20 protein-coding genes are annotated in these 21,952 nt (G+C 66.4%); 10 read left to right on the forward strand and 10 right to left on the reverse strand.

Annotated elements, in window-relative coordinates; genetic code table 11:
- Nucleotides 1-83 precede the first annotated feature (83 nt).
- The 7 genes from der to ACWGQ2_RS17355 all read right to left on the reverse strand — a co-directional run bounded on the left by der (nucleotide 84) and on the right by ACWGQ2_RS17355 (nucleotide 7,134).
- Entirely contained in the window at nucleotides 84-1,628 is a 1,545-nt protein-coding gene (der, locus tag ACWGQ2_RS17325) for a ribosome biogenesis GTPase Der (RefSeq protein WP_452019481.1), read from the reverse strand.
- Between the two features lie 184 nt (nucleotides 1,629-1,812).
- A complete protein-coding gene (gene cmk / locus ACWGQ2_RS17330; RefSeq protein ID WP_452019482.1) occupies nucleotides 1,813-2,511 on the reverse strand; it encodes a (d)CMP kinase in 699 nt (232 codons plus the stop codon).
- Nucleotides 2,511-3,620, reverse strand: a complete 1,110-nt coding sequence (locus ACWGQ2_RS17335; RefSeq protein WP_452019483.1) for a prephenate dehydrogenase — start codon at nucleotides 3,618-3,620, stop codon at nucleotides 2,511-2,513. Before ACWGQ2_RS17335 ends, cmk begins: the two co-directional genes overlap by 1 nt.
- 4 nt (nucleotides 3,621-3,624) lie before the next feature.
- A complete protein-coding gene (locus ACWGQ2_RS17340) occupies nucleotides 3,625-4,734 on the reverse strand; it encodes a pseudouridine synthase (protein ID WP_452019484.1) in 1,110 nt (369 codons plus the stop codon).
- A gap of 25 nt (nucleotides 4,735-4,759) precedes the next feature.
- Complete coding sequence (gene scpB, locus ACWGQ2_RS17345; protein ID WP_452019485.1) at nucleotides 4,760-5,407, reverse strand: SMC-Scp complex subunit ScpB; 648 nt, start codon at nucleotides 5,405-5,407, stop codon at nucleotides 4,760-4,762.
- Nucleotides 5,382-6,257, reverse strand: coding sequence for a segregation and condensation protein A (locus ACWGQ2_RS17350; RefSeq protein WP_452019486.1), 876 nt, complete (start codon nucleotides 6,255-6,257; stop codon nucleotides 5,382-5,384). The genes scpB and ACWGQ2_RS17350 overlap by 26 nt, the downstream gene beginning before the upstream one ends.
- Nucleotides 6,235-7,134 carry a ParA family protein gene (locus ACWGQ2_RS17355; RefSeq protein ID WP_422399882.1) on the reverse strand — a complete coding sequence of 300 codons (900 nt, stop codon included), beginning with the start codon at nucleotides 7,132-7,134 and terminating at the stop codon, nucleotides 6,235-6,237. Before ACWGQ2_RS17355 ends, ACWGQ2_RS17350 begins: the two co-directional genes overlap by 23 nt.
- A gap of 339 nt (nucleotides 7,135-7,473) precedes the next feature.
- Between ACWGQ2_RS17355 and ACWGQ2_RS17360 the strand changes: the two genes are divergently transcribed.
- On the forward strand, nucleotides 7,474-8,961 hold the full coding sequence (locus ACWGQ2_RS17360) for a sodium:solute symporter (RefSeq protein ID WP_452019509.1): 1,488 nt from the start codon (nucleotides 7,474-7,476) through the stop codon (nucleotides 8,959-8,961).
- A 68-nt stretch (nucleotides 8,962-9,029) separates the two neighbouring features.
- Here the strand turns inward: ACWGQ2_RS17360 and ACWGQ2_RS17365 are convergent, their stop codons facing one another.
- Complete coding sequence (locus ACWGQ2_RS17365) at nucleotides 9,030-10,430, reverse strand: cation:dicarboxylate symporter family transporter (protein ID WP_452019487.1); 1,401 nt, start codon at nucleotides 10,428-10,430, stop codon at nucleotides 9,030-9,032.
- 198 nt (nucleotides 10,431-10,628) lie between these two features.
- Between ACWGQ2_RS17365 and ACWGQ2_RS17370 the strand changes: the two genes are divergently transcribed.
- Nucleotides 10,629-12,287, forward strand: a complete 1,659-nt coding sequence (locus ACWGQ2_RS17370; RefSeq protein WP_452019488.1) for an ATP-binding protein — start codon at nucleotides 10,629-10,631, stop codon at nucleotides 12,285-12,287.
- Nucleotides 12,284-12,976: a response regulator gene (locus tag ACWGQ2_RS17375; RefSeq protein ID WP_452019489.1), complete on the forward strand. Its 693-nt coding sequence runs from the start codon at nucleotides 12,284-12,286 to the stop codon at nucleotides 12,974-12,976. Before ACWGQ2_RS17370 ends, ACWGQ2_RS17375 begins: the two co-directional genes overlap by 4 nt.
- Nucleotides 12,977-13,091: 115 nt before the next feature.
- On the opposite strand, the gene ACWGQ2_RS17380 is transcribed toward ACWGQ2_RS17375, so the two are convergent.
- Nucleotides 13,092-15,008, reverse strand: a complete 1,917-nt coding sequence (locus tag ACWGQ2_RS17380) for an AMP-binding protein (protein WP_452019490.1) — start codon at nucleotides 15,006-15,008, stop codon at nucleotides 13,092-13,094.
- Nucleotides 15,009-15,219: 211 nt separating this feature from the next.
- Here ACWGQ2_RS17380 and ACWGQ2_RS17385 point away from each other — a divergent pair, with 211 nt between their 5' ends.
- The 4 genes from ACWGQ2_RS17385 to ACWGQ2_RS17400 all read left to right on the forward strand — a co-directional run bounded on the left by ACWGQ2_RS17385 (nucleotide 15,220) and on the right by ACWGQ2_RS17400 (nucleotide 19,549).
- Nucleotides 15,220-15,867, forward strand: a complete 648-nt coding sequence (locus ACWGQ2_RS17385; protein WP_452019491.1) for a GntR family transcriptional regulator — start codon at nucleotides 15,220-15,222, stop codon at nucleotides 15,865-15,867.
- Nucleotides 15,868-15,894: 27 nt separating this feature from the next.
- Nucleotides 15,895-17,412, forward strand: a complete 1,518-nt coding sequence (locus ACWGQ2_RS17390; RefSeq protein ID WP_452019492.1) for an MmgE/PrpD family protein — start codon at nucleotides 15,895-15,897, stop codon at nucleotides 17,410-17,412.
- Nucleotides 17,413-18,327, forward strand: coding sequence for a methylisocitrate lyase (prpB, locus tag ACWGQ2_RS17395; protein ID WP_452019493.1), 915 nt, complete (start codon nucleotides 17,413-17,415; stop codon nucleotides 18,325-18,327).
- Nucleotides 18,328-18,412: 85 nt separating this feature from the next.
- Nucleotides 18,413-19,549, forward strand: a complete 1,137-nt coding sequence (locus tag ACWGQ2_RS17400; RefSeq protein ID WP_452019494.1) for a bifunctional 2-methylcitrate synthase/citrate synthase — start codon at nucleotides 18,413-18,415, stop codon at nucleotides 19,547-19,549.
- A 64-nt stretch (nucleotides 19,550-19,613) separates the two neighbouring features.
- Here ACWGQ2_RS17400 and ACWGQ2_RS17405 read toward each other — a convergent pair whose 3' ends face one another.
- A complete protein-coding gene (locus tag ACWGQ2_RS17405) occupies nucleotides 19,614-20,267 on the reverse strand; it encodes a MerR family transcriptional regulator (protein ID WP_452019495.1) in 654 nt (217 codons plus the stop codon).
- 76 nt (nucleotides 20,268-20,343) lie between these two features.
- On the opposite strand from ACWGQ2_RS17405, the gene ACWGQ2_RS17410 reads away from it, so the two are divergent.
- The 3 genes from ACWGQ2_RS17410 to ACWGQ2_RS17420 all read left to right on the forward strand — a co-directional run bounded on the left by ACWGQ2_RS17410 (nucleotide 20,344) and on the right by ACWGQ2_RS17420 (nucleotide 21,942).
- Nucleotides 20,344-20,892, forward strand: coding sequence for a DUF4188 domain-containing protein (locus ACWGQ2_RS17410; RefSeq protein WP_452019496.1), 549 nt, complete (start codon nucleotides 20,344-20,346; stop codon nucleotides 20,890-20,892).
- 97 nt (nucleotides 20,893-20,989) lie between these two features.
- The gene (gene trxA / locus ACWGQ2_RS17415) at nucleotides 20,990-21,352 is read left to right on the forward strand and encodes a thioredoxin (RefSeq protein WP_452019497.1); all 363 of its coding nucleotides are present in this window, start codon (nucleotides 20,990-20,992) and stop codon (nucleotides 21,350-21,352) included.
- 23 nt (nucleotides 21,353-21,375) lie between these two features.
- The gene (locus tag ACWGQ2_RS17420) at nucleotides 21,376-21,942 is read left to right on the forward strand and encodes a hypothetical protein (protein ID WP_452019498.1); all 567 of its coding nucleotides are present in this window, start codon (nucleotides 21,376-21,378) and stop codon (nucleotides 21,940-21,942) included.
- Nucleotides 21,943-21,952 lie beyond the last annotated feature (10 nt).

Raw genomic sequence — 21,952 nt, forward strand, 5'->3', positions numbered from 1 at the left:
CAAATACTCTACATCATGGTTGGCGTTTTCCCCGCATCGGCGGCGCCCCGGAGTTCATATTGGCTCCGGGGCGGCCGGCCGTGCTATCGCCTGCTGGTCTTGCCGCGCTTCTCACGTACGCGCATTGAAACCTCAATCGGGGTGCCTTCGAAGCCGAAGGTCTCCCGCAGGCGGCGGGTGATGAAGCGGCGGTAGCCCGGATCCAGGAACCCGGTGGTGAACAGCACGAACTTTGGCGGCCGCGAGGACGCCTGCGTGCCGAAGAGAATGCGGGGCTGCTTGCCGCCGCGCACCGGGTGCGGGTGGGCAGCCACGAGCTCACCCAGGAAAGCGTTCAGCTTGCCGGTGGGGATGCGCTTGTCCCAGTTCTCCAGGGCAAGGTCCAGTGCCGGGACAAGCTTGTCCTTGTGCCAGCCGGTCTTGGCGGAGATGTTCACGCTCGGGGCCCACTCAACGTGTGCCAGGTCCCGCTCAATCTCAATCTGCAGGTAGCGGCGGCGTTCGTCGTCGAGCAGGTCCCACTTGTTGAACGCCAGCACCAGCGCGCGGCCGGAGTCGATGGCGAGCTGCAGGATGCGCACATCCTGCTCGGAGAGGACTTCGTCTACGGCGAGGAGCACGACGGCGACCTCCGCCTTTTCCAGCGCGGCCTGCGTACGCAGGGAAGCGTAGAAGTCGGCGCCCTGGGCCATGTGCTGGCGGCGGCGGATGCCTGCGGTGTCCACGAAGCGCCAGGTGCGCCCGCCGAGTTCGATCAGTTCATCGACCGGGTCGCGGGTGGTGCCGGCGAGGTCGTCGACAACTACGCGGTCGCTGCCGGCCAGCTTGTTCAGCAGCGAGGACTTGCCCACGTTCGGCCGGCCGATCAGAGCGATGCGGCGCGGACCGCCTGTGGCTTCGAGGCCGCCGTAGGCGGAGTACTCGGGCAGCACGTCCAGGACGGCGTCGAGCATGTCCGCGGTGCCGCGGCCGTGCAGGGCAGAAACCGGGTACGGCTCGCCGAAGCCCAGGCCCCAGAGCACTGAAGCGTCGGCTTCGTTCTGGATGTCGTCCACCTTGTTGGCCACGACGATGACCGGCTTGCCCTTGCTGCGCAGCATGCGCACCACGGCTTCGTCGGTGGCGGTGATGCCGACGGTCGCGTCGACTACCAGCATGACGGCGTCAGCGACGTCGACGGCGATCTCCGCCTGGTCAGCCACGCGGGCGTGGATGCCGCGGGCATCGTGCTCCCAGCCGCCGGTGTCCACGAGGGTGAAGTTCACGCCGTTCCAGGTGGCCGGGTAGGACACGCGGTCACGGGTGACGCCCGGGGTATCTTCAACTACGGCTTCGCGGCGGCCGAGGATGCGGTTGACCAGAGTGGACTTGCCCACGTTCGGCCGGCCGACGATTGCGACGACGGGGTCCAGGCGCAGCGGCGCGTCCTCGTCATACTCGTCGTAGCCGCCGGAGAGCAGCGCGGCGTCTTCTTCGTCGAGTTCGTAGTCCGAAAGGCCGGCGCGGAGGGTTTCGGCGCGCAGGTTGGCTTCGTCGTCGTCGAGGGCGGCAAGCCGCTCGTCGATCTGGTCCTCGCCTGCCGGGATGTACTCCTCGGAGTCGCCGTCAAAGGTCGGGTTGGCGTTCATAAACTATTGCTTTCTTTCCGTTGAGGCCGTCGGCGCAGCTGCGCACGGCCGTCTCCGGACGTTCAGCCCGGGTAAGTGTTTGGGGGTCCGGCAGGGAAAATCCCATGCGGGCCACCAGTCCATTGAAACACGGCAAGGCGCCGGGACCCCATTGGAGCCCCGGCTCAGCGCCTGCCGCAAGTGCTTAGTGTGTGCTGGAAAAAACCACATCCAGCACGGCCTGGACCGTTTCTTCGAAGTCCAGGTCGGAGGAATCCACCGTGATCACGCCGTCGGCGGCCTGCTGGAAGTTGACCACCGTGGAGTCCTTCACGTCCCGGGTGAGGACCTGTTCGCGCAGCGCGGCGGCGGTCTGCGAACCGCCCAGCTGCACGCCGCGGCGGCGCAGGCGAGCTTCCTCGGAGGCTGTGAGCAGGATCCGCACTTCGGCGGTGGGAGCCACGACGGTGGTGATGTCCCGTCCCTCGGCCACGATGCGCAGTCCCGAGTCCTTGATCAGCTGCTGCTGGCGGCGCACCAGTTCGGCGCGGGCGCCAAGCGTGGTGGCAACGGCGGAAACCTTGGAGGAAACTTCCGGCTCCCGGATCGCCTGGGTGACGTCCTCTCCCCCAACCCGGACCCATTCGGCGTCCGGTGAGGTGCTCAGCTCAATGTCGGCGTTCCGGGTGGCGGCCTCAACGGCGACGGCGTCCGTCAGGTCGATGCCGGCACGCATGCAGGCAATCGTGACGGCACGGTACATGGCACCGGTGTCCAGATAGTTGGCACGCAGCCGGCGCGCCACTTCACGGCTGATGCTGGACTTGCCGGACCCCGAGGGCCCGTCAATCGCAACTACCAGCGGCTTGCCCAGCCGAAACTGTGCCGGGTTCTGCTCTGTCATTACTGAACTACCTTCCAGCCGCGCGCGGTCAGTTCGCTGACCAGGCCGTGCACTTTGCTCGGCAGGACCGAGATTTCCACCCGTCCGACTTCACGGCCGGAGGCATGCTCCAGCCGCAGGTCTTCCAGGTTGACGCCGATTTCTCCGATTTCGGTAAGCAGCCGGGCGATCGTTCCGGGGATGTCGTCCACCAGCACGGTGAAGCTGACGAAGGACTGCGGCGGTGTGCCGTGCTTGCCCGGAATCCTTGCCTGGCCCGTGTTGCCTTCGGAGATCAGCTGCGCCATGTCCAGCCGTGCGCCGTCCGCGGTGGGGTTTTCCAGCGTGTTGATCAGCCGGTTCAGGTCTTCGCGCACACCGTGCAGGATGCCGGCCAGCCGCGGAGCGTTTCCGCTGAGGATCTGCACCCACAGCTTGGGGTCGCTGGCAGCAATTCGGGTGACGTCCCGCAGCCCGTTGCCGGCAAGGGCAAGGGCGGAAGGCGGGGTGTCCTGCAGCCGGCTGGCCACCAGCGAGGACATCACCTGCGGCAGGTGGCTGATCAGTGCCACGGAAGCATCATGGTCTTCGGCGTTCATCCGCGAAACCACGGCTCCAAGATCAATCGCCAGTGCTTCGGCGGTCTTCACGGCAGCGGGAGAACTCTCCTCCGCGGCGCAGATCACCCACGGCATGGACATAAACAGGTCGCCAAGGGCTGCCACCGGACCGGACTTCTCCCGCCCGGCCATCGGATGGGTACCCACGTACCGGGAAAGATCCAGGCCGGTGGCACGCAGGTCCGCCAGGACGGCGGCCTTGACGCTGGCAATATCCACAACGACGGCGCCGGGCCAGTCGGCCAGTGCCTGCGCGGCCAGGGATGCCGTCACGTCCGGCGGCGCCGCAACCACTACCAGCTGCGGGGCAAAGTCCGGCTCGGCGTCCTGAAGCAGGCGGCCGGCGCCAATATCCCGGGCGACCGCGGCGGTGGAGGGCGAAATATCCGAAAGTACGACGTCGATGCCCCGGGCCCGCAGGCCCAGGCCGATGCTTGCGCCCAGCAGCCCGGTGCCAATGACCAGCACGGGTCCGGACAGATGTGTGCCCCCGTCAGCCAGCACGGTCACGGCGTTAGAGTCCCACGACGGCCATCAGGTGGCCGACTTCGTGGCGTCCCAGGACACGGATGCTGCCCTGGCGCTGGTCGTTCAGGCGGATCGGACCCATCTGGGTGCGGACCAGGCGCTCCACGGGGTGGCCAACGGCGTCGAACATGCGGCGCACAATCCGGTTCCGGCCGGAGTGCAGCACAACCTCAACGAGGATGTGGCCGGGGGTGGAATCCACCAGGCGGAAGGAGTCCACCTTGGCGAAGCCGTCCTCCAGTTCAATGCCTTCGCGCATCTGGGCACCGATGCCGTGGGCCATGGGACCGCGGACCTGCACCAGGTAGGTCTTGGGGACCTCGTAGGACGGGTGGGTCAGGCGGTTGGCCAGCTCGCCGTCATTGGTCAGCAGCAGCAGGCCTTCGGTGTTGGTGTCCAGCCGGCCGACGTGGAAGAGACGCTCATGCTTGTTGGTGCTCTTAAGGTAGTCGCTGATGCAGGGACGGCCCTCGGGGTCCTCCATGGTGGAGACCACGCCGCGCGGCTTGTTGAAGACGTAGTACTTCTGCGTCTCGTCCAGCTGCAGGCGCATGCCGTCCACGTGGATGGCAACAGTCTTGGGGTCCACCCGCACGCCGAGTTCGGTGACAACCTCGCCGTCCACCTCCACACGGCCTTCGGTGATCATTTCCTCGCAGACGCGGCGGGAGGCGACGCCGGCACTGGCCATGACCTTCTGCAGGCGGATGCCTTCGGGATCATGGTGCTCGGAGATCACCGGCTTGCCCGGACGGCGGGTGTGCGGCCGCTTGGTCACGGGGCCGAGGTTCTTGCCGAAGCGTTCGTTGCGGAAAGCCCGCTCGCCGCCGCCCTTGCCCTTGGGGGCACCGGTGCGGGGACCGCCGGGCTTGAACCCGCCTTCCTTGGGGGCGCCGGACTTGAAACCGCCGGTTTTCGGGGCGCCGGCTTTGAAGCCGCCGGACTTGGGAGCGCCGGCTGCGCCGCCGGAAGACTTCGGTCCGCCGGTGCGTCCGGAGGCGGGCTTGGAGCCCTTGCCGAAGCCGCGGCTGCCGCCTGCTCCCCCGCCGCTGCGCGGATTACTGCGGCCTGAGCCGGAACGGGGTGCCTGTGTCATTGAGAAGTCCTTCGGGTGTAGCGGGTTAGTAAGTAGTTTCTTCAAATTCCGGGAGGTTTTCCAGCCCGGGCAAGTGCGGTGCTATCTCCGGCAGTTCCTCCACACTGCCCAGACCCAGCTTTTCCAGGAAAAGCGGGGTGGTGACGTATAGCAGCGAACCCGTTTCGGGTTCAGTGCCGGCCTCGGTCACCAGCCCGCGCTGGATCAGCGTGCGGACCACGGAGTCCACGTTGACTCCCCGAATGGCCGAAATACGGCCGCGGGTCACCGGCTGACGGTAGGCAATCACCGCCAGGGTCTCCAGCGCGGCCTGGGAAAGCCGTGCGCTTTGCCCCTCAAGTACGAACTGCCCGACGACGTCGGCAAAGGCGGGGCGGGAGTAGATTCGCCAGCCGCCGGCAAGTTCCCGGAGCTCGAAACCGCGCGGTTCAACGGCGCGCAGCCCGTCAGGTCCATCCCCAGTATAACCGTCATACTCTTTGCGCAGGTCGACCAGGAGCTGTGCGGCAGCTGAGGCGCTGATGTTCAGGGCCTGGCCAAGGCTCGCGGCACTGACCGGTTCGCTGGCCACCATGAGGATTGCTTCGGCGGCCGCGCGGATTCCGCCGGGACGGTTCTGCATTCCGGCGCCATCCTGCTCAGCTTCTTCATGGTTGGAGGTCTGCGGCTGCATCGGGCTCCTCGTTCGCTTCGTCGTACTCTTCGGTGAGGGTTTGCGCGGACCAGCCGGCAGCGCCGGCACCGGTCCAGGTGACCCGCAGCTCCCCCAGCGGTTCGGGCTGGTCGAAGGCAAGGACACCGTCCCGGAACATCTCCAGCAGCGCAAGGAACCTGCCGACGATTTCCAGCGGCGTTGCCCCCTGCGCCAGTTCGGCGAAGGTGAGCGGGCTGCTCTGCCGGAGCCTGTCCCCGATGATCTGCGCCTGTTCCCGGACGCTGACCCGCGGCGCGTGCAGGTGGGCCAGCCCCACCTCGGTAGGCGGTCCCGGCTTGGGTTCAAGTGCCTTTTGGGCCAGCCGGCCGAACTCCTCCGCACTGGTGCGCCAGATCAGTTCAGGCAGCATGGCGGCCAGATGCGGTTCAAGGGCCGTGTCCCGCGGGAAGCGCAGGCCTTCCTCCTGGAGCCGGCTGTCCATCAGGGAAGCAACCTGCTTGAACGCCCGGTACTGCAGCAGCCGGGCGAAGAGGAGGTCACGTGCCTCAAGGAGGGCGATGTCGTCGTCGTCCTCCACGTCCCCGGCCGGAAGCAGCCGGGCAGCCTTGAGGTCCAGGAGCGTAGCGGCGATGACCAGGAACTCGCTGGCCTCATCGAGTGCCCAGCCCTGCCCGGAGGCGGTCAGGGCACGAATGTAGGCGATGAATTCGTCCGTGACCGTGGCCAGGGCGATTTCGGTGATGTCCAGCTCGTGTTTGGTGATCAGCCCCAGCAGCACGTCAAACGGGCCGCGGAAGTTCTCCAGCCGGACCTCGAATCCGGTGCCGGCCGTATCCCCAGCGAGGCTAGGGTGCGCCGCCGCGGGCAATCAGTTCCTTGGCGAGGCGGCGGTAGGAGTCTGCACCGGCATGGTTGCCGGCGTAGGAGGTGATCGGCTCAGCGGCCACCGTGGCGTCGGCGAACTTGATGGTGCGCTTGATGACGGTCTCGAAGACCTTGTCGCCGAACGCCTCCACCAGCCGGCCGATAACTTCGCGGCTGTGCAGGGTCCGGGCGTCGTACATGGTTGCCAGTACGCCGTCGACCTGCAGGCCCGGGTTCAGGCGGTCCTGGACCTTTTCGATGGTCTCCACCAGCAGCGCGACAGCGCGCAGGGCGAAGAATTCGCAGATCAGCGGGATGATGACGCCGTGGGCAGCGGTGAGCGCGTTGACGGTCAGCAGGCCCAGGGACGGCTGGCAGTCGATGAGGATGACGTCGTAGTCGTCGGAGACACGGCGCAGCGCCCGCTCCAGGACCTGTTCGCGCGCCACTTCGTTGACCAGCTGGACTTCGGCGGCGGAGAGGTCGATGTTGGCCGGCAGCAGGTCGATGTTCTCGACATGCGTTTCCTGGATTGCGTCGCGGATGTCCACCTTGCGGTCCATCAGCACGTTGTAGACGGTGACATCCAGCTCATGGGGGTTGGTGCCCAGGCCGGCGGAGAGCGCACCCTGCGGGTCGAAGTCCACCAGGAGCACCTTGCGCCCGGCTTCAGCCAGCGCGGCACCGAGGTTGATGGTGGAGGTGGTCTTGCCGACGCCGCCCTTCTGGTTCACCATCGCGATGATGCGGGCCGGACCGTGGGAAGTCAGGACCGGAGGCTCAGGGAACTCGGTCAGCGGCCGGCCGGTAGGACCCATGGCTTCATCCGCTGCGCCCTGTGTTGCGTCCTGCAGAGTTGTGGAACTCTGTTCGCTGCTCACGTATAAATCCACGCTTCCGTCTCTAGCTGTCCTGCTGGCTGTCCTTTCCAAGGTTACAACCGTGCAACACGGATACCGCGAATCACGGGCTGCAACACCAGCGAGCCTTGACGCTCAACCTTAACTCGAACGTTGCCGACCCTCCCCAACTCCGCCGGCACGTTTTTGGCCAAAACCGTTGACGCCTTTTCGGAGCTGACGCTACCGTCTAGGTAAACATATGTTGACTGTTAGGCAATATTTGGACGAAAGTCCACGTGAAAGCCCAGTCCCGCCGAACCGACAGGACCGAATTTGGAATACCTCAATGCCGCCATCGTGGTGGCTTATCTCGTGGGAATGCTCGCTTTCGGCTGGTGGGGCAAGTCCCGCACCAAGAATGAAAGTGACTACCTGGTTGCCGGCAGGCGCCTCGGCCCCCTCTTCTACACGGGCACCATGGCTGCCGTTGTCCTGGGCGGGGCATCCACCGTAGGCGGCGTTGGCCTTGGCTACCAGTACGGGATCTCCGGCATGTGGCTGGTGGTGGCAATCGGCTCCGGTGTGCTGCTGCTGAGCCTGCTGTTCGCCTCGAAGCTGCAGAAACTGAAGATCTACACCGTCTCCCAGATGCTTTCGCTGCGCTACGGCCCGGGTTCCACCCGGATGTCCTCGGTTGTCATGCTGGCGTACACCCTGATGCTTTGCGCCACCTCCACGGGCGCCTACGCCACCATTTTCGTGGTGCTCTTTGGCTGGGAGCGATGGCTGGCAATCGCGGTGGGCGGCGCCGTCGTACTCATTTACTCGACGATCGGCGGCATGTGGTCCATCACCCTGGCGGACATGGCGCAGTTCATCATCAAGACCATCGGCGTTTTTGCCCTGATGCTCCCGTTCACGTTCGCCAACGCCGGCGGAATCGACGGAATCCGCGAACGGGTGGACGCCGAGTTCTTCAGCATCACGGGCATCGGTGCGCAGAGCATCATCACGTACTTTGTGGTCTACACACTTGGCCTGCTCATTGGCCAGGACATCTGGCAGCGCGTCTTCACCGCCCGCACCCCGCTGATTGCCCGCTGGGGCGGCACCGCGGCCGGAATCTACTGCATCCTGTACGGCGTGGCCGGAGCGCTGATCGGCATGGCCGCCTCGGTGGTCCTGCCCAGCATCGAGTCCAAGGACGATGTCTACGCCGACGTCGCCATGAACATCCTGCCCGTCGGCCTCGGCGGGCTGGTCCTGGCAGCTGCCGTCGCCGCCATGATGTCCACTGCATCCGGCTCCCTCATTGCAGCTGCCACTGTGGCGCGCACCGACGTCGTCCCCTATGTCCGCAGCTGGTTTGGCGGCTCCGCGGAGACCGGCTCCGCAGCCTCGGCCGGCAACCCGGAACACGATGTTTCCCGCAGCCAGGCCTGGGTCCTGGGTCTGGGTGTGGTGACCATCCTGCTGGCAATTGTGGTGCAGGACGTGGTCGCGGCACTGACGATCGCCTATGACATCCTGGTTGGCGGCCTGCTGGTAGCAATCCTCGGCGGACTGTTCTGGAAGCGCGGAACGGGCTTCGGTGCCGCCTTCTCCATGGTCGCCGGCACCGTCGCGACTCTGGCCACCATGATCTATCTGGAGATCACCGGCGACGCACCCTACGACGGCGTGTACGCTAACGAGCCGATCTACTTCGGCCTTGCCGCCTCAGCCGCGGTCTACGTTGTGGTGTCCCTGCTGACTCCACGCACCGATGCCGCCGTGATGGCCACCTGGGAGGACCGCCTGGCAGGACGTGCGCAGCAGGATGCCGCGGAGCCCGGCCGGGTGGCGCCTGACGTGTCACGGACCTAATACGGAACATAAAAGGAGCGCTTCCGCCAGGTTGGCGGGAGCGCTCCTTTTATGTTTGCGGCTGTGGGTTACGTCCGGCTGCCCGAGACCGGAACAGCGCGCTCCACCTCTTCGGACTCCGCCGTGGGCTCCGGCTCCCCGGAACCGGCGTCCACGTTCATGCTGGCCTCATCGAACGGCAGTTCCTTATCCAGCACCCGGCGGACCTGCTCCCGGTCGATTTCCTTCGTCCACGTGCCGATCAGCACGGTGGCGACGGCGTTGCCGGTGAAGTTGGTCAGCGCACGGGCTTCGGACATAAAGCGGTCGATGCCGACGATCAGGCCTACCCCTTCGATCAGGTCCGGGCGGTGGGACTGCAGGCCGCCGGCCAGCGTCGCGAGGCCCGCACCGGTCACACCGGCGGCGCCCTTGGACGCGATGATCATAAACACCAGCAGGGATATCTGCTCACCGAGTTCCAGCGGCTTGCCCATGGCCGAAGCGACGAACAGGGCGGCCATCGTCAGGTAGATGGCGGTACCGTCCAGGTTGAAGGAGTAGCCGGTGGGCACGGTCACGCCGACGACCGGCTTGGACACCCCGAGGTGCTCCATCTTGGCGATCAGCCGCGGCAGGGCAACCTCGGAGGATGAGGTGGAGAAGATCAGCAGGTATTCGCGGCCGAGGTAGCGCATCAGCTTGAAGATGTTGAACCCGGTCACGATCTTCATGAGGCCGCCCAGGATGACGGCAATGAACAGCACGCAGGTCAGGTAGAACGCGATCATCAGTGTGGCCATGCTGACGATGGCCTGCACACCGGTTTCACCCACGACGGCGGCAATGGCACCGAAGGCGCCGATCGGAGCCAGCCACATGATCATCATCAGGATGCGGAAGACCAGCACCTGGATGTAGCCGATGCCCTTGAGGATCGGAGCGCCGCCCTTGCCCATCTTCTGCAGCGCGAAGCCGACCAGCAGTGCCACGAAGAGGGTCTGCAGGATCGACTCGCCGGTCAGCGAGGCCAGCAGCGTCGTGGGAATGATGCCCAGCAGGAATCCGACGGTGCCGCCGTCCTCTTCGGGGGCGGCCGGTGCCGCGGCGCCGGAGGACTGCAGGTCAAGTCCCTCGCCGGGGTGGATGAAGTTGCCCACCACCAGGCCGATGGCCAGGGCGAAGGTGGACATGACAATGAAGTAGCCCAGCGCCAGACCGCCGACCTTGCCCACCGTGGCGGCCTTGGCGATCGAGCCGATGCCGAGCACGATGGTGCAGAAAATTACCGGCGCGATCATCATCTTGATCAGCCCGATGAAGGCGGTGCCGAGCGGCTTCATCGACTTGCCCACCTCGGGTGCCACAAGCCCGATGACGGCGCCAAGCACTACAGCGGCAATCACGGCTATGTAGAGGACGTGGGTCCGGTCCTTCTTTTTGGCTTTGACCGGTGGCTGTTCGCCGCCGGGTATGGTGGCAGAGGCCATCGCATGCTCCTAGCTTCGTTGATAGCTGGGCCCCGGCGGCGAAAGCGCGGACGGAACCGGAAGTAATCCGCACACATCCTCTCCGTCCTGTGTGACGGTGGTCACGGTTGTGTTCATACTGTTCACGTACATCCGGCCGGCCCCCGGCCGGATGCCGCACCGAAACCAGCCTGCGTCCCGCCGCACCTAAGGAGTTACTTGCGCAAGTGGAGCCTGGCCAGCCGGCTGCTCGTTGGCCAGCTGGCCTTTATCCTGTGCCTGTCCGCCGGCCTGTCGTGGGCGCTTTATGCCCAGGCGGAGCAGCACAGCTACGACGAGACTGCTGACCGGATGCTCTCCGTGGCGGAGACGATCGCAGCGGACCCGTTCGTGCTGGAATCGGTTACCGGAGCTGATCCCAGCGCCGCCCTGCAGCCCTACGCCGCCGAGGTCATGCAGTCCGCGCACGTGGATTTCCTCACCATCATGGCGCCGGACCGGACCCGCTTTACACACCGCACCGAGTCCCAGATCGGCAAACCCTACTTGGGATCCGTGGACCAGGCGCTTGCCGGAGTTTCCTTTACCGAGGTCTACACCGGAACCCTCGGCCCGTCGGTCCGTGCGATCGTTCCCGTTCTGGACGGCACCGGCGAGGTCCAGGCGCTGGTGGCAGCGGGCCTCACCGTGGACCGGGTGGCGATTGCCCGCGATGCAGAGCTTCCGGGCCTGTTCATCATCACCATTGCTGCGCTGGCCTGGGGCTCGCTGGCCTCATTCCTGCTCAGCCGCTACCTCCGGCGGACCACCCAGGACCGGCGCCCGGATGAACTCGCGGACCTTTTTGCCTTCCACGATGCCGCTCTGCATTCACTGCGCGAGGGACTGCTCCTGATCAACAACGACGGCGCCCTGGTCCTCTACAACGATCAGGCAGCGGAGCTGCTGGGACTGCCGCCCGGCACCGGAAACCCCGCCGATGTGCGCGGACTGGGACTGCCGGCCGCGCTTTCAGACCTGCTGCGCAGCGGTCGCACCGCCGTCGACGAATTCCACTTCACCGAACAGCGCATCCTGGTCATCAACCAGTCACCCGCCGTCGCTGCGGGACCGGCAGGCGGAAACCGCGGACGCAAACCCGCCGGACCCAAGCGGCTGGGAACAGTGACCACACTGCGCGACCACACCGAAGTGGAGGCCCTGACCGGGCAGCTGCAGTCCATGCGCACCCTCACCGACGCGCTCCAGGCACAGGCCCATGAACATGCCAACCGGCTGCACACCGTCGTCTCATTGATCGAGTTGGACCGCCCGGCCGAGGCCCTCGAGTTCGCCACCCGGGACCTGGTGCAGTCCCAGCAGCTGGCGGACGACGTCGTCGGGGCGGTCGGCGAACCGGCGCTGGCGGCGCTGCTCGCCGGGAAAAAGGCGCAGGCGCGGGAACGGGGAATTGCCCTGGACCTGGTGCTGGAGGCGGTGCCCGAGGACGGTGCCGGGCCGGCGCTGCTGGATTCAGGTGAGCTCGTGACCATCGTCGGGAACCTGGTGGACAACGCCCTCGACGCCGTCCAGGGACTGGAGGAGCCCCGGGTCACCGTGCAGCTGGCGGTGGTGGACGACGGCGCCCGGCGTGGTTTCCAGCTCTGTGTCTCGGACAGCGGGCCGGGAATTCCGGCCGATTCCCAGGACCGGATCTTCGAACAGGGCTTCAGCACAAAGGACCCGGCCTTTCCCGGAGCCGGGCGCGGCATTGGACTCGCGCTGGTGAACCGGGCCGTGCTCCGGCTGGGCGGCACGCTGGCACTCGACCACGCTGCGGAGTCCGGCGGGGCCCGGTTCACCGTACTGCTTCCGTTGCCCGAAGGAGCCCGTCAGTGACCGCCAGCAGGATCAGCGTCCTGGTGGTGGAGGACGAGCCCGTAGTGGCGGAAGCGCACTCGGAGTATGTGCGGCGCACCGCGGGTTTTGAGCTGGCCGGTGTCGCCCACACTGCCGCGGGAGCCCTGCGGTTCCTGCAGGCTCCGGATGCGGACGTGGACCTGGTGCTGCTGGACATGAACCTGCCGGACCTGCACGGGCTGGACTTGCTGCGCCGCATTCGCGGAGCAGGCATCCCCGCCGACGTCATTGCCATCACCGCCGTCCGCGAACTTCCCGTGGTGCGACAGGCCATGTCCGCGGGAATCGCCCAGTACCTGATCAAGCCGTTCACCTTCGCGGCGTTCAGTGCCAAGCTCGGTGCGTACCGGGAGTTCCACACCAACCTGGCAGCCCAGGGCGCCTCTGCAACGCAGACCGAGGTTGACCGGGCGCTGGCCGCGCTGCGTCCGGCGGTGCCTGCCGCACTGCCCAAAGGGCTCTCCCCGGAAACCCTGGAAGCGGTGTCAGAGACATTGAAGCAGGCCGGGGCAGCTATGTCGGCCACGGAGGTCTCCGCCGCCCTGTCCATGTCCCGCATTACGGTCCGGCGTTACCTGGAGCACCTCACCGCCCAGCGGGCAGTGCTCCGGTCGCCGCGCTACGGCTCCCCCGGCCGGCCCGAGCTCGAGTACGCCTGGCGGCGCTGAGACGCTATCCCCCGTCCATCCCGCCGCCGAGAGGCCAGTTACGGCTCTTTTGAGCGCTCTAAACAGCCGTAACTGGCCTCTCGGCGGGTTGTGCGGGGTTGGATGGGGGGCAGGGTCAGGGTGCGGCGGTATCGGGACGGAGCAGCGGCATCAGGTCATCGAGCACGGAACGGTCCTCGATCGTTGACGGAACGGTAAAGTCATCGCCGTCGGCAATCTGCCGCATGGTCTTGCGCAGGATCTTTCCCGAACGGGTCTTGGGCAGTGCCTCCACCACCCGGACTTCCCGGAAGTCGGCCACCGGGCCGATCCGGGTGCGCACCAGGTCCGCGAGCGCAGCCTGGATCTCTTCCTCAGCAGTCTCGGAGCCTGCCTTGAGCACCACGTACCCGCACGGGCGCTGGCCCTTGAGACTGTCCTTCACGCCTATGACGGCGCATTCGGCGACGGCGGGGTGCGAGGCCACCACCTGTTCGATCGCTCCGGTGGAAAGCCGGTGCCCGGCCACGTTGATGACGTCATCAGTCCTCCCCATGACGAATACGTAGCCGTCCTGGTCCACATACCCCGAGTCGCCCGTGGCGTAGCTGCCCTCGAACGCTTCAAGGTAGGAGGCGCGGTAGCGGTCGTCGCTGCCCCACAGTGTCGCCAGGGTTCCCGGCGGGAGAGGCAGGTCCAGGACGATGTTCCCTTCAGCACCGGGAGGTACCTCCGCCCCCCTGCCATCGACAATCCGGACCCGGAAACCCGGGACGGGAAACGTCGGCGAGCCTGCCTTCAGCGGCTGCGCCTCCAGCCCCATCGGGTTGGCGCAGATCGCCCAGCCGGTCTCGGTCTGCCACCAGTGATCCACCACCGGGATACCCAGCGCCTCCGAGGCCCACCGGTAGGTCTCCGGATCCAGCCGCTCCCCCGCGGCGAACAGGGTGCGGAGCCTGGAGAGGTCATAGCCTCCGGTGAGCGCTGCCTCCGGATCGGCACGGCGGATGGCCCGCAGAGCCGTCGGAGCGGTGAAGAGCACGTCAACACTGTGCTCGGCAGCTACCCGCCAGAAGGCACCGGCGTCGGGAGTACCCACGGGTTTGCCCTCATACAGGACGGTGGCGGCTCCGGCGATGAGCGGTCCGTACACAATGTAGGAGTGCCCCACCACCCAGCCGACGTCTGAGGCCGTCCACATCGTCTGGCCCGGAGCGATGTCGTAGATATTGGCCATGGACCAGGCCAGGGCTACTGCATGGCCGCCGTTGTCCCGCACTACGCCCTTGGGCGACCCCGTAGTCCCGGAGGTGTACAGAATGTAGAGCGGATCGGTCGCGGCGACACTGACCGGACCCTGCGGCTGGGCTGAGGCTGCTAGCTTCGCCCAGTCCAGCCAGACGGTGCCCCCGGCGCCGTCGAACTCCGCTGCCGTGTGCTCAAAGCCCTCCCTGGATGCGACGACGACGGCGCGGACCGGATGTGCGGCTGCCTCCAGCGCCTGGGCAACAGCCGGCAGGTACTCAACCCGGCGTTTGGGTTCCAGTCCTCCACTGGCGGTCACCACAACGTCCGGACGCGCGTCGTCGATCCGGGCGGCCAGTTCCGTGGCGGCGAACCCGCCGAAGACCACCGAATGCACCGCACCGAGGCGGGCGCAGGCCAGCATGGCGATAACCGCCTCAGGGATCATGGGCAGGTAAATGACCACCCGGTCCCCTGCACCGATGCCCTGCCCATGCAGGACACCGGCAAAGTTCTCCACCTCCGTCAGCAGTTCGGCAAAGGTGTAAATCCGCTTGCGGCCCAGCATCGCCGAGTCATAGACAAGTGCCGTGTCGCTGCCCCTTCCGGCCAGCACATGGCGGTCCAGAGCGTTGTAGCTGGTGTTCAGTGCTCCGTCCGGGAACCAGCGGTACAGCGGTGCGCCGGTCTCATCCAGGGCCTTCCGCGGGCGGACATCCCAGTCCACAAGCTCCGCTGCCTTCAGCCAGAAGGCCTCCGGGTCGGTGACGCTTGCAGCATAGGTTTCGGCGTAGCCGGAAGTTCCCATGAATCCTCCTTGATTCGCGGTGCGGTGACGTGTGCCCGGGTGCTTTTGGGCCACGGTGCGTACCGGCAATCGTAGGGGAAGGACGAGGTTGTGAGAACCCCCCGCGTGTATACAGAGGATTTGAAAACACGCAGAATATATGAGACTTGCTTCACGATTTCCCCTTCTGTGTATACACTGGGGCCAGTATCGGATCGGAAAGAGGGCAACTATGCGGGCCAGCGACAGGGCCTATGCCATGCTCCGGGAGGACATCGTCGAGTGGCGGCTCCCCCCGGGAACAGTGCTGGGCGAAGTTGAGCAGGCCAAGCGGCTTGGCGTTTCCCGCACCCCTCTGCGGGAGGCCCTCGCCCGGCTGACTGCCGACGGGCTGGCCGCGCAGCACACCGGGCGCGGCGTCGTCGTCACTCCCATCTCCCCTGAAACCGTCGAAGCTCTCTTCGAACTGCGGCAGGCGCTCGAGTGCCAGGCCGCAGCGCTGGCCGCGGTGCGCGGACGCCCCGAGGCGTTCCGTGCGCTGCGGGCTGACTTTGAGGCTGCCGCCGCGCGTCTGGATGCAGACCCCGGCGAGGATCCGGCCCGGCGCGGCTACTACGCGCTCGTGGCTCGGCTCGACGCCGGGATCGACGAGGCGGCAGCCAACCCCTACCTTGCCCAGGCCCTGGTGAACGTGCGCCTGCACCTGGCCCGGGTCCGGCGGCTGGCAAAGGACAACCCGGCACGCCTGCGGGAAACTGCAGCGGAACACGCCACCATCGCCTCCGCCATCGCCGCGGGCGACCCGGCACTGGCAGCAGCAGCCACCAGGGTCCACCTGCATAAAAGCCTTGAACACTTCAACACCATCAACCACCCCTGAGCTGAACAACCCCGAGAGGACCGCGCCTTGAAAACGCATAACGTACGTGTCTACCGCAGCGAGGAAAACCTGCCCCGCGAAGAGCAGCTGGCCTGGAAGATCGCTGCGGTAGCTGCTGACCCCGTAGACGTCACCGACGACGTCACGGACATGGTCATCAACCGCATCATCGACAATGCCTCCGTGGCTGTGGCATCCCTGAACCGCGGGCCGATCGTCGCGGCCCGGGCACAGGCGCTTTCCTTCACGCCCTCCTCCGGCGGCTCCGGCGCCTCCGTGTTCGGGGTGCAGGAGAAGACCTCCCCCGAATGGGCTGCCTGGGCCAACGGCGTGGCCGTGCGTGAACTCGACTACCACGACACCTTCCTGGCAGCGGAGTACTCCCACCCGGGTGACAACATTCCGCCGATTCTCGCTGCAGCCCAGCACACCGGCGCTTCGGGTGCCGACCTGCTGCGCGGCATCGCCACGGGCTATGAAATCCAGGTGGACCTGGCCAAGGCCATCTGCCTGCACAAGCACAAGATCGACCACGTCGCGCACCTCGGCCCGTCCGCTGCTGCCGGCATCGGCACCCTGCTGGGGCTGGACACCGAAACCATCTTCCAGGCCGTCGGCCAGGCGCTGCACACCACCACCGCCACCCGGCAGTCCCGCAAGGGCGAGATCTCCACCTGGAAGGCACACGCCCCCGCGTTCGCCGGGAAGATGGCCGTGGAAGCCGTGGACCGCGCCATGCGCGGGCAGACCTCCCCCACCCCCATCTATGAAGGCGAAGACGGCGTGATCGCCTGGCTGCTGGACGGGCCCGACGCCGCCTACTCGGTTCCGCTGCCCGCCCCGGGCGAGGCGAAGCGCGCCATCCTGGACACCTACACCAAGGAACACTCCGCCGAGTACCAGGCCCAGGCGTGGATCGACCTGGCCCGGAAGATCCACCGCGAGCACCCCGAAGCCGCAGACCCGGCCAACGTCGTCTCCGTGCTGATCTCCACCTCGCACCACACCCACTACGTGATCGGCTCCGGCGCCAACGACCCGCAGAAGTACGATCCCACGGCCTCGCGCGAGACCCTGGACCACTCCATTCCGTACATCTTCACCGTCGCCCTGCAGGACGGCGCCTGGCATCACGTGGACTCCTACGCTCCGGAGCGCGCAGGCCGTCCGGACACCGTGGAACTGTGGCACAAGGTCACTACCGTGGAGGATCCGGAATGGACCCGCCGCTACCACTCAATCGACATCGCAGAGAAAGCCTTCGGCGGACGTGTGGACATCACGCTCGCCGACGGCACCGTGATCACCGATGAGATCGCCGTCGCCGACGCCCACCCGCTGGGTGCCCGGCCGTTCGTCCGCGCCGACTACATCAACAAATTCCGCACCCTGGCCGCCGGACTGGTCTCGGAAGAGGAAATGGACCGCTTCATCGCGGCCGCCGAACGCCTGCCCGAACTCGCCGCCGGGGAACTTGGCCAGCTCAACATCACCGCTGCAGCCGGCGTCATCGACCCCGCCGCCGCACCGAAGGGACTGTTCTAAATGCTGTACTCCTCCATAACCCCCGAGCAGAAGCGCATCGCGATGCGCGAAGGCCTGGCCTCCGGCACCCTGCAGCAGTACCCGGGTGCGTTCAATCCGCTCTCAGCACGGCTGATCGAGGAGAAGGGCTTCAACGGCGTCTACATCTCCGGAGCCGTGCTGGCCAATGACCTGGGCCTGCCGGACATCGGCCTCACCACGCTCACCGAGGTGGCCACCCGCGCCGGCCAGATTGCACGGATGACCGACCTGCCTGCCATCGTCGACGCCGACACCGGCTTCGGCGAGCCGATGAACGTGGCGCGCACCATCCAGGAGCTGGAAAACGCCGGTCTGGCCGGCTGCCACATCGAGGACCAGTTCAACCCCAAGCGCTGCGGGCACCTGGACGGCAAGAACGTGGTGGACCTGGACACCGCCACCAAGCGGATCCGCGCCGCCGCCGACGCCCGCCGGGACCCGAACTTCCTGATCATGGCACGGACCGACATCCGCGCCGTCGAGGGCCTGGAAGCAGCCCAGGACCGGGCACGCGCCCTGGTCGAGGCCGGTGCCGACGCGATCTTCCCCGAGGCCATGAAGACGGTCGAGGAATTCGCCGCCATCCGTGCCGCCGTCGACGTCCCGATCCTGGCCAACATGACCGAATTCGGCAAGAGCGAGCTGTTCACCTATGACCAGCTCGCCTCCGTGGGCGTGAACATGGTCATCTACCCGGTGACGCTGCTGCGCAGTGCCATGGGGGCCGCCGAGCGCACCCTGGACACGATCAAGGCCGACGGCACGCAGGCCGCCAGCGTTCCCAGCATGCTCACACGTGCACGCCTGTACGATCTGGTGGATTATGAGGCGTACAACCGCTTCGATACCTCGGTATTCAACTTCCAGGTCCCCGGCACCCCGGCGTCGGCCTGACCTGGCAACTTCCATTCCGGCCCACGCACCAAAGAAGGCACCGCACCACTACTGATCTGCGCACCACGACGAAGGAGTCCCAGACATGACCGACACCACGATTCACAAGGGCCTGGCCGGAGTGCTGGTGGACACCACCAGCATCTCCAAGGTCAACCCGGAAACCAACTCACTGCTCTACCGCGGCTACCCCGTCCAGGAGCTTGCCGCCAAGTGCTCGTTTGAGGAAGTTGCCTACCTGCTCTGGAACGGTGAGCTGCCCACTGCTGAGGAACTCGCGGCGTTTACCGACGCCGAACGTTCCCAGCGGGCGCTCACCCCGGAACTGAAGGCCGTAATCGACGCGCTGCCAGTCACCTGCCATCCAATGGACGTCTGCCGCACGGCGGCCTCGGTGCTGGGTGCCCAGCACGAGGCCGCCGACGATTCCAGCGCGGAGGCCAACCTGGCCAAGTCCGTAAGCCTCTTTGCGGGCATGCCCGCCGTCGTCGCATATGACCAGCGGCGCCGGCGCGGCCAGGAACTCGTGGAGCCCCGGGAGGACCTGGGCTACTCGGCCAACTTCCTCTGGATGACCTTCGGTGAGGAAGCGGCACCGGAGGTCGTGGACGCGTTCAACGTCTCGATGATCCTTTACGCGGAGCACTCCTTCAACGCTTCCACCTTCACGGCACGCGTGATCACCTCCACGCTCGCGGACCTGCACTCGGCTGTCACCGGAGCCATCGGTGCGCTGAAGGGACCGCTGCACGGCGGTGCCAACGAGGCTGTGATGCATACATTCGAAGAGATCACTGCGGCCACCGCGGAAGAGGCAGAAGCCGCTGCCTACGCCGCGGCCTGGCTGGATGAGGCGCTGGCCGAGAAGAAGAAGATCATGGGCTTCGGCCACCGGGTCTACAAGAACGGCGACTCCCGCGTCCCTACCATGAAGGCGTCGCTCGATGCCATGATCAAGCATTACGACCGTCCGGACCTGGGTGAGCTCTACGCGGCCCTCGAGGGAGCGATGGCGGAGAGGAAGAACATCCTGCCGAACCTGGATTACCCCGCCGGACCGGCCTATCACCTGATGGGCTTTGACACGCCCACGTTCACGCCGCTGTTCGTCGCCGCACGGATCACCGGCTGGACAGCGCACATCATGGAACAGCTGGAAGCCAACTCGCTGATCCGCCCGCTGAGTGAATACAACGGCCCGGACGAGCGGCACCTGGCCTAACGGCGCCCGCTCCCGGACAAACTAATGCCCGCCGCAGTTCTTCCTGCGGCGGGCATTTGTGTGCCTAGGCGGCGGGAGCGCCTGGATCCGGCGCGGGGCCGGGCGAACCCGCCCGGGCAAAGAGCCTGCCGGAGACATCCTGCTGCGCCAGCCGCCGCAGCGCCAGCAGCACTGGTTCGATCAGCACGGTGCCCAGCACCACGTACCGCAGTGCCTCCGCCGGAGAATCCAGCGGCACACCCTGGACTTCTCGTGCGGCGACGCCGTGCATTGCTGCCGCGTACGTCTGGAGCAGTTCGGGGGCCAGCGGGAACCCCGCGTCTTCCAGCCCGGCCAGTGCCTGCTCGAGCCGGGAACGGGCTTCATGGTCTGCTGGATCCACTTCCCAGCCCAGTTCAGCCAGCACGGCGTCGGCGCGAGGATGTGAGCCCTGTTCCGGCTGCGCCGCACCGAGGGCGTGGTGTGCGGCGCCCAGGAAGTCATGGACGGATTCGGGCGGATCATCAAGCTGGGACAGCACGGCAGCGGCCCGCGCCACGGATAGGCCTCCGGGGCCCAGCAGCGCCCGGATCAGCCGCAGCCGTGCGACATGCGTCTCCGAGTAGTCTGCCTGACGGGGCGCGGTGGGACGCCCTTCGGGCAGCAGCCCGGCCCGGATGTAGTACTTGATGGTCGCCACGGGAACGTCCGTGGCTGCGGACAGTTCTGAAATTCGCATCCGTTACCCCCTTGTGCTGGATAGTGTAACTCTCTAGCTTGGATAGCAGCACTATCCAATGTTGAGGAGGGCCATCATGGCTCGTATTTATTCGCAGCGCATGACCCATCACCATGAAGGCCCGCTGGTGGTTTTCCTCATCGGCATGCGGGTGAACCGCCTGCGCCGTCCGGATCTGTGGATGCCTGTCTTTGTGGCCATGCCGCGCATGCTCGCAGAGCTGTCGGCCGACGCCGGGTCAGGGCTCCTGGGATACCGCACCACCCTGGGCGCCGGCGGCCCCCTGGTCATCCAGTACTGGAAAACTCCGGAGCAGCTCTATGCCTACGCCAGCGACACCGGCGCCGAACACCGGCCAGCCTGGGCGGAGTTCAACCGCAGGGCGCGCAAGGCGCCGGGAGCCGTGGGGATCTGGCATGAAACTTACGTGGTGGACCGGGCGGAGTCGATGTACGTCGGCATGCCGGTCACTGGACTCGCTGCGGCAACCGGGATCCGCGAAGTTTCAGCGGGCAGCCGTGCCGCAGAGCGGCTGGGCGCGGGCACCCGGCCGGAAAGGTACGCCCGCCCTACTCCGCGGCTCGCCGAAACGTTACCGGATACCCCGCCCGGTACCACTCGGTGATCCCGCCCATCGCACCGCACACCCTTTCCATTCCCGTCTCAGCGGTGAGACTTGTCGGTCCTTTGCAAGGATACCCCCGGGGGTATGTCCTTACACTATGGCTCCCATCGATATCACCGAGAAAAATTTCACTGAAACCATCGAAGGCAACGGCATTGTGCTCGTCGACTTCTGGGCTGCCTGGTGCGGCCCGTGCCGGATGTTCGCGCCGGTCTTCGACAAGGCTGCCGCCCAGCATCCGGAGGTTGTCTTCGCCAAGGTCGACACCGAAGCAGAGCAGGGACTCTCCAGAGCTGCCGGCATCACTTCCATCCCCGCCCTGATGGCATTCCGGGACGGAATCCTGGTGTTCTCCCAGGCCGGGGCGATGAACGCAGCCGGTCTGGAACAGCTAATTACCGTTGTCAAGGAACTGGACATGGAAGATGTGCGCGCCAAGGTGGCAGCGCAGGAGTCCTAGCGGCTGCAGGAGAGGGAAACGCCGTGACGTGTGAAAGCAGGGAAGAAAAAGCCGCCAGCCGGGAGAACTCCGGTCCGGGCCGCATCCCCGGCGCTGCCGTACTTCGGCAGCTCCGCGAATGGTCCCCGCGCCGCCTGGTTTACGCCGGGGCTGCAACGGCCGGTGCAGCTGCCGCGCTCCTGAGCACGGAGGGAATTCTGAACCCGGCACTGTGGTGGAATGCGGTGTTTGCCGTCGTTGGATCAGTCCTGGCCGGACTGCTCATCGGCAGCTACTTCCGGGCGCCCGCCGGCGCTGCGGCTACTGTCTGCGACACCCGGTGGCCGCTGCTTGGACTTCTCGTGCTGGCGGCCGCTACCGCCGGGCCCGAGGGCCCGCTGGGCTACCTTTTCGGCAGCATCTCCCCTGCCCTGCTTACGGGCATAGTTTCTCCCGCGTTTGCTCTGCTGTCCCTTGCCCTTCTGGGCTGGGCACTGTGGTCGCGGCTCAAACTCGAGCGGCAGGCTCTGACCCCGGAAGCCGAACCCAATTTGGTGTGCACCACGTGCCGTCCGCTTTTCCCGTCGCAAACGGGCACCGGAAGATCATAGCTCTGCGGGC

This window comes from Arthrobacter sp. NPDC055585 (assembly GCF_053619115.1).